The following is a 7,652-nucleotide window of genomic DNA, read 5'->3' on the forward strand; positions in this document are numbered from 1 at the left end:
TTCACAAATTCAAAATCCTCCATCAGGCAGTATGTCTCATCAAATCCCCCCAATACCCAAAAAGCATCCTTGGTGGTAAAAAGGGTTTGATCTCTCCCTCCGGAAAGTAATCCGTTGAATTGGGTAAACCATGCATTGATCTTGAGCATTTTCAACGGTGAATCAAAATCATAAGCAAAACAGCCCGCCTGAAAACCTTCATCCAAACTTGATCCAATGTCCTGCATAAAAGTCGGCAAAATGCGCACATCGGCATGGACAAAATACAAAACATCCCCTTCCGAAGCTTTTGCACCCATATTCATCTGAGTTGCCCTGCTTGTGATCGGGCTTTCCAAAAATCTGAAACCAGCGTTTTCCACCTCCTGTTTGGTTCCGTCAGTACTCCCCCCATCGACAACGATTACTTCTAAAATTCCAGCTATCTTTTCATTTTGGAACAATGGCAAAAGCTCTTTGAGGTTTTGTTCCTCATTCAAAACCGGAATGATGATACTTATTTTCATTTAAGGATTATTGGGTTTTCCTTTTTACGACAAAGTTTTTGATCGGAAACTCCATCACCGCTTTGTCAAGCTTTCCATTGATATAGTAATACCTGTTTTTGTTGCCGTTGACATTGACTTCATAATAGTCCTTATGCTTGGTAATTGGTGATACCAAACCATAACTTTCTGCAAAAAATTCTTTGACATTTTTGGGTTCCTCAAAATAAAAAGAAGCAGAACTGAAAAACAGTTTTTTTCTGACTTCAGTATCCAATTCGTATTTGTAATTGCGGGAATTCACTTTATAATGGTCATTGACCCAAGTGATGGTTGAGCGGAAATTTCCTTTGTTGGTATTGGAATTGACTTCACTTTTGATAAAATGGCTGCCTTTAAAAACAGCAACAGTATGATAATCAAGTTCTATTTTGCCAAAAAACCAAAACCCAACCTTGCTTTTTAAATCAATTTGGGAATCTTCCCCTGATATTTTTCTGGAAGCTGTCATCTCACCGATGGATATTCCTGCTATGGAAATTTCATATTCCTGAATGTCTTGGGCAAAAAGACTCAATGGCAGAAAAAGAAGAAAAAGAGATATTCTGAATAGGCTGTTCATATTTAATTGCTTCTTATCCTGCCAAATTCCAAAATAAAAATGACATCTAGAAATGGTTTATTTAGGGAAAAATGCAATCAGATCCTCTTCAGTGTCTATGTCACGAAGCGTTTTTAATAATTCATAGCTCACTTGGTCAAAGTTTAGTATTTCCAAAGTAATCTTGGCCACTTCTGGGGAACTCCAAGGGATATTTTCAAAAAGGGATTCTTTGAATCTGCGCATTCCGAGTAAATAATAGCCACCATCCAATGCGGGGCCGATACAGACTTCTTTTTTTTCCAAAGACTGGAATGCGGCATCAATATCACTGCTCTGAATTTCCGGGCAATCTGTTCCTATGATTACTACTTTTTTATACCCTTTCTGAAAAAGTTTTTGGAAAGCGTTTGACATCCTCTCTCCCAAGTCCTCACCTATTTGAGTTTCTTTGTATTCAGCCTTGTATCCTGATTCAGGTTCAATAAAATCTGAAAAGAAGATCCAAGTATCTATTCCATTAAGCTTCCTTGTTTCACTATACGTGTGCAAAAGCAATGACTTATATATTTCCAAAGCCTTTTCCTCCCCGATGGTTGCGGCAAGCCGGGATTTCACTTTACCCAATATTGCGTTTTTTTGAAAGACGATCAACGCATTTTCATTATTCATACTTTTCATTTTGTGGCAAACTATCAAGATTAAAGGAATATCCTCCAATTTTTAAGACTGATAATTTATCAATGAGGTTAAAATCTTCTAAAAACTGATTTTTTTCAAATTTTGAACTATTGAAGGTAAATTCAGGTTAATAACCTATAATTTCTATAGATTTTAAATAAAAATAAACCATGTCACTAAGATTAGGAGATTTAGCACCAAATTTTGTCGCAGAGACGACTGAAGGAAAAATTGATTTTCACAAATATTTGGGAGACGGATGGGGCGTATTGTTTTCACATCCGGCAGATTACACGCCTGTGTGTACCACAGAACTTGGAGCAGTAGCCAAGTTAAAATCTGAGTTTGAAAAAAGAAATGTCAAAGTTATGGCGCTGAGTGTGGATGGTCTTGTCGACCATGCCGCTTGGATCAAGGACATCAATGAAACCCAACACACCACAGTCAATTTCCCGCTTATTGCGGATGAGGACAGAAAAGTAGCAGAATTGTACGATATGATCCATCCAAATGCAAGCGAAAAAGCAACGGTCAGGTCTGTATTTGTGATAGGCCCTGATAAAAAAATCAAACTCATCATCACTTACCCTGCAAGCACAGGCAGAAACTTTGATGAATTGCTCAGGGTAATTGATTCTTTGCAACTGACTGCCAATTATTCGGTTGCTACTCCAGCCAACTGGAAAAACGGAGAGGATGTAGTCATTGCTCCTGCGATCAAAGATGAAGACATTCCTGCCAAATTCCCAAAAGGCCATACAAGGATAAAATCTTACCTGAGGACCACTCCACAACCGAATATTTGAAACTGATTCAAAAAGCCTTGGCAAATCCAAGGCTTTTCTTTTTCTGATTATTGATTGATTTTAATAATTTATTGCTTACTTGAATTCCCAATTCAAGCGCCAAAAATCACCAACATGCCAACCTATACCGTAATCAAAGGTTCAGGTTCTTACCTGCCGGAAATCATTGTTAAGAACGAAGATTTTTTAAAAAATGAATTTCTCGATGCCTCAGGGCAAAAAATCCCAAAAGAGAATTCAGCCATAATACAGAAGTTTCAGGAAATCACTGAAATAGAAGAAAGAAGGTATTTGGAGCCCGGATTGAATACTTCTGACATGGCATTTATTGCATCGCAAAGGGCCATCGAATCAGCAGGAATTGATCCTGAAACTTTGGATTATATCATCGTTGCCCACAATTTTGGTGAAATCAGACATGGCAATAAAAAGAGTGACTTGGTCCCGACGATTGCCTCAAGGGTAAAGCATTTGCTCAAAATCGAAAATCCGGATTGCGTCGCCTATGACCTTCCTTTTGGCTGTCCTGGATGGGTTCAGGGAGTAATCCAGGCAGATTATTTTATCAAATCAGGGGATGCCAAACGTGCACTGGTCATCGGTGCAGAGAACCTTTCAAGAATCGTCGACCCGCATGATATTGACACCATGATCTATTCTGACGGTGCAGGTGCGGTGGTGGTTGAAGGAATAGATAGTGAAAAATCTGTGGGTATTATTGCCCACAAGACCAGAACAGATACGCTGACACAAGCCCACTACCTGAGGATGGAGGTATCATACAATCCCAATTATGAAGATGATACACTTTTTATGAAGATGAATGGCCGAAAGCTTTATGAATATGCACTGAATACCGTTCCAGTCTTGGTAAAACAAGTCATTGAAAAAGCAGGTTTTGGAATAGAAGATGTAAACAAAGTCCTGATTCATCAGGCCAATGCCAAAATGGATCATGCAATACTTGAAAGGACTTTCAAACTTTTTGAGAAAGAAGCAATGCCTGAAGAAATCATGCCGATGATCATTTCCAAAATGGGAAACAATTCGGTGGCTACAGTTCCGATCCTATACGACAAGATTGTCAGAAACGAACTGCCGGCTCATCATTTCAATTCCGGTGATGTCTTGGTATTTGCTTCTGTAGGTGCAGGGATGAATGTCAATGCATTTGTTTACGTCCAACCTTAAATGAGGGTCAGATAAAAATCCTTCCGATCAGATACGTTATTGCATTTCCGGTTAGGATTACCCTGTCTCCGACCAATTTACAGCCCAATTTACCTTCCCTTGGTGAAACCTGAATGGCAGTCAATTCATTTTTTCCTAATTTCTCAGCCCATATCGGAGTCAAGCTTGTATGGGCAGAACCTGTCACCGGATCTTCGGGTACTCCCACCTGCGGCCCAAAAAACCTGGAAACAAAATCTTCCTTGTCTCCTTTTGCAGTGACGATTACTCCCCTGACAGGCAATTCTGCGATTTGGCCAAGATCAAATTTCAAGGTTCTGATCTGATTTTCATTTTCGAAAACCAAAACATAATCCGTCTTCCCCTTAAAAGCCTGAATGGGTTTTGGTGAAAAAGGATTTGTCAATTGCTCCGTCAAAGTAATTTCTTTGATAATATCAATCGGAAAATCCATCACTAAATGGTCTCCATCTTTCCTAACCTTTAAAATCCCTGACCTTGGTGAAAAGAAGGAAATTTCCTCTCCATCAAATCCTTCATGTTCAAAAAGCACATGTGCGGTAGCTAAGGTAGCGTGGCCACATAGGTCTACTTCTGTTCCCGGGGTAAACCATCTCAACACAAACCTGTTCTCCTCTTTAACATAAAAAGCAGTCTCGGAAAGGTTATTTTCTAAAGCGATTTTTTGAAGGATCTCATCTTCCAACCATTCATTCAAGGGAACGACCGCAGCAGGATTCCCCCCAAAAACTTTCTCTGAAAATGCATCAACTTGGTAGATTTTAAGTTCCATAGGTTAAAATGGTTGTAGTGGTTGTAATTGATATAAAGGTAGTTTTGGTGTAATGGTTATCTGTTTTGAGTTGTCAGGTTTTCGGGTTATCAAGTTAACTGAATCGCAGCTGCAAACTGGTGACTGTGACTGAAAATTCCAAGATAAACTAAACACTATCACTCAAAACTGTGACTGCAAACTGATCACTGCCTACTGAGACTGCCTACTGCTACTGACTTCTCCAAACTTTTGTGCAATAGCCGAACCAACCATCAATTGAAGTGCATGATAGATCATCAAAGGCAATAGCATGACTCCAAAGACAACAGGGTCCGGGAACATCACCCTTCCCATGACCGCACCCTGAACCAATGATTTTTTGCTGCCACAAAAAATCACTGTGATCATATCCTCCCTCGAAAACTTTAGCGCCCTAGACAAAAGGTACATCAGACCCATCATCAAAAGAAAAAAGAAAAGCATCAAAATCCCCAACAAAATCAATTCTCCCGCTGAATGCCCATCGAACATATTTTCTGAAAATGATTCCGCAAAAGCTGTGAAAATGATAAGAAGAATGATCCCTTGGTCAAAATTCTTCAAGGCTTTTTGGTGCTTATTGACAAACTGAACCAAATACTTGTGGACGAGTAGGCCTAAAACCACGGGAACCAACACCTGAAAACTCAATTTGATGATGGTGTCGGTCAGGTCAAAATCCACCGCTGTGTCCGGAAGCATCAGGTCCATCCAAAGAGGGGTAATAAAGATCCCCACCATACTTGAAATACTTGCATTAAATATTGCAGCAGGTAGGTTTCCTCCCGCGATTGAAACCATCACCACAGAAGAAGAAACCGTAGAAGGCAAAGCTGCTAGGTAAAAAGTCCCAATCCAGAATAAATTGGCTTCATCTCCCCAAATGGCATAAAGCAACAAGACTACCAAAGGGAATATCAGGAATGTGGTGGACTGAACCACCAAATGAAGTTTCCAATTGGATAATCCTTGTTTGAGTTTTTCGGGACTTAGCTTGACGCCGTAAAAAAAGAAAATGACTGAAATGCCAATTCCTGTGATGGTTTTTAATGGCAAAGGACTGGTGTCAGAACCCCATTCGGGGAAGGCTTTGGCAAGAAAGATCATTCCCACAAGCAGGAAAAAGAAGGTATTCAGTCCTACGCGGTTTAGGGTTTCCCTTAGTTTGGCCATTTGGATTGTTAGGGTTTGATATTATTTTGAACTCCTTTTGATATTGTCACAGAAGATAGCGGTAGCCACTGCCACATTCAATGATTCGGCTTGACCAAACCTTGGGATGGTAATTTTGTGGCTTACCATCGGCTCAAGTTCTTCGGAAATCCCATTTGATTCATTTCCCATCAGGATAATCCCTCCTTTTCCAAATTTGGTTTCATAAATGGATTCTCCCTCCAAATAGGCGCCATAGATGGGAAGACTTAATTTTTCAAAGTGGCTTTTCAAATCTGTATAAAAAACCTTGGTCCTGGTAAAACTCCCCATACTTGCATGAAGAACTTTGGGGTTATAAAATTCTGCGGATTCTTCGCTTAAGAACAGTTTTTGGATGCCATACCAATCCGCAATCCGAATAATCGTTCCCAAATTTCCAGGATCTTTGACATCATCCAAGGCGATTGCCCATTCTTCTGATTCCAATTCGATCGGACTGTTTGGTTTGATTTTGGCTACAGCAAGGGCTGCACTATTGGTTTGGAACGATCCAACGGATTCGAGAGTGGATTGGCTGACTTCATATGCCTTTGCTTCTAAAGACTTGAGAAGCCCTTCATTTTCGTTTCCAAATTGCGGGGTAAACAATACTTGGCTTACCTCATAATCTGACAGAAGCAATTCCGTTACGTTTTTAGCTCCTTCCACAAAAAATAACTGTTCTTGTTTTCGGAATTTTTTCTGTTGCAAGGATTTAATAAACTTAAGCGTATTTTTGCTTAACATTCGGACAATTGCCTAATTGTGAATATGGCCAAATATATAAACTTTCTTTTTTTGTTTTTTTTTATTTCTTCCTGTTCTTTGACCAAAGGACTCAAGGAGGGTGAATATTTGGTATATAATGCGAATGTCAAAGGAGTGAAAAAAAGTGACAAATCCGACATTTCTGACCTCATTCAGCAAGATCCCAATACAAGAATCCCATTGTTGAATACCTCTGTGGGTATATCCATCTACAGGTTTGGGGAATGGATCTATGACAGTACAAGACACCTGAATAAAAAAGCCGAGCAACTTGCAGAAAGAGACGAATTGCGGAAAATCAGTGAAGAAAAACAGCTCAGCAAAAAACAAGTCAAGCGCATAAATAAAATCAATGACAACATAACCTCATTGGATAAGAAACTGGAGTACGGCAATTTTTTTATGAGAACGGGAAACCCAAGAGTTATTTTTGACAGTGCTTTGACTGAAGAAACAAACAGGCAAATGAATTATTATTTGGTCAATAATGGTTTTTTTGACGCAGAGACAGATTTTGAGGTTTATTTTAAAAACAAAAAAGCAAGGATAACCTATCTTATTACTGAGCATGAACCATATGTGGTGGATTCCTTTTTTATCAGCACTGAGAATGAGGGTATATTAGCCCTTTTAGAGCAAAATAGAAATGAAAATCAGATCAAAGTCGGCCAAAATTACAACCAAAACCCTATTAGCCGTGAAAGACAAAGAGTGGAAGATTTGTTTAAAGACAATGGATACTATACTTTTTCGAAGTCATACCTTGAATATAATGTCTATCAAGACACTGTAGAACATAAAGTCAAGATTGAGGAAAAGATCAGAGAACCTTCTTTGACTGAAGGTCATAAAGTGTATACCCTTGATTCCATTTACTTTTTCATTGATCCTCCATCAGATGCCTTTGTTGATTATGATTTTAGGAATTCATATCGTGACATTGTTTTTGAATTATATGAGGACAGGTACTCAGAAAAAATAATTTCCTCCAGGATTTTTCTTGAAAAAGGGAATCTGTACAACAGAACAAATGTCATAGAAACCCAAAGGCAACTTGCAAACCTTGATTTGTTCAGGTTTGTGAATATTGCATTTGACACCTTGGGGAATGT

General features: G+C 39.1%; 9 protein-coding genes. 3 read left to right on the plus strand and 6 right to left on the minus strand.

The annotated features are described in order from the left end of the window. From ACZFYI_RS12235 to ACZFYI_RS12245, 3 genes are all read right to left on the minus strand, one after another. Window positions 1-506, minus strand: a 506-nt coding sequence (locus ACZFYI_RS12235) for a glycosyltransferase (protein ID WP_462524416.1), incomplete at its 3' end; no start/stop codon positions are given. A 7-nt stretch (window positions 507-513) separates the two neighbouring features. Then, window positions 514-1,107 carry a DUF6134 family protein gene (locus tag ACZFYI_RS12240; RefSeq protein WP_462524417.1) on the minus strand — a complete coding sequence of 198 codons (594 nt, stop codon included), beginning with the start codon at window positions 1,105-1,107 and terminating at the stop codon, window positions 514-516. Between the two features lie 57 nt (window positions 1,108-1,164). Next, window positions 1,165-1,758, minus strand: a complete 594-nt coding sequence (locus ACZFYI_RS12245; RefSeq protein ID WP_462524418.1) for a TIGR04282 family arsenosugar biosynthesis glycosyltransferase — start codon at window positions 1,756-1,758, stop codon at window positions 1,165-1,167. Between the two features lie 179 nt (window positions 1,759-1,937). On the opposite strand from ACZFYI_RS12245, the gene ACZFYI_RS12250 reads away from it, so the two are divergent. Together ACZFYI_RS12250 and ACZFYI_RS12255 are read left to right on the plus strand one after the other, a co-directional pair. After that, window positions 1,938-2,573 (plus strand): peroxiredoxin, encoded by a 636-nt coding sequence (locus tag ACZFYI_RS12250; RefSeq protein ID WP_462524419.1) that lies wholly within the window; start codon window positions 1,938-1,940, stop codon window positions 2,571-2,573. Window positions 2,574-2,687: 114 nt separating this feature from the next. Further along, window positions 2,688-3,764 carry a 3-oxoacyl-ACP synthase III family protein gene (locus ACZFYI_RS12255; protein WP_462524420.1) on the plus strand — a complete coding sequence of 359 codons (1,077 nt, stop codon included), beginning with the start codon at window positions 2,688-2,690 and terminating at the stop codon, window positions 3,762-3,764. Window positions 3,765-3,771: 7 nt separating this feature from the next. Here ACZFYI_RS12255 and ACZFYI_RS12260 read toward each other — a convergent pair whose 3' ends face one another. The 3 genes from ACZFYI_RS12260 to ACZFYI_RS12270 all read right to left on the minus strand — a co-directional run bounded on the left by ACZFYI_RS12260 (window position 3,772) and on the right by ACZFYI_RS12270 (window position 6,519). Further along, window positions 3,772-4,557 (minus strand): PhzF family phenazine biosynthesis protein, encoded by a 786-nt coding sequence (locus ACZFYI_RS12260; RefSeq protein ID WP_462524421.1) that lies wholly within the window; start codon window positions 4,555-4,557, stop codon window positions 3,772-3,774. 192 nt (window positions 4,558-4,749) lie between these two features. Then, the gene (locus tag ACZFYI_RS12265; protein WP_462524422.1) at window positions 4,750-5,751 is read right to left on the minus strand and encodes a bile acid:sodium symporter family protein; all 1,002 of its coding nucleotides are present in this window, start codon (window positions 5,749-5,751) and stop codon (window positions 4,750-4,752) included. A gap of 21 nt (window positions 5,752-5,772) precedes the next feature. Then, window positions 5,773-6,519 (minus strand): TrmH family RNA methyltransferase, encoded by a 747-nt coding sequence (locus ACZFYI_RS12270; protein ID WP_462524423.1) that lies wholly within the window; start codon window positions 6,517-6,519, stop codon window positions 5,773-5,775. A 51-nt stretch (window positions 6,520-6,570) separates the two neighbouring features. Between ACZFYI_RS12270 and ACZFYI_RS12275 the strand changes: the two genes are divergently transcribed. Next, a partial coding sequence (locus ACZFYI_RS12275; RefSeq protein WP_462524424.1) for a BamA/TamA family outer membrane protein occupies window positions 6,571-7,652 on the plus strand: 1,082 nt, incomplete at its 3' end.

This window comes from Aquiflexum sp., from assembly GCF_977115555.1.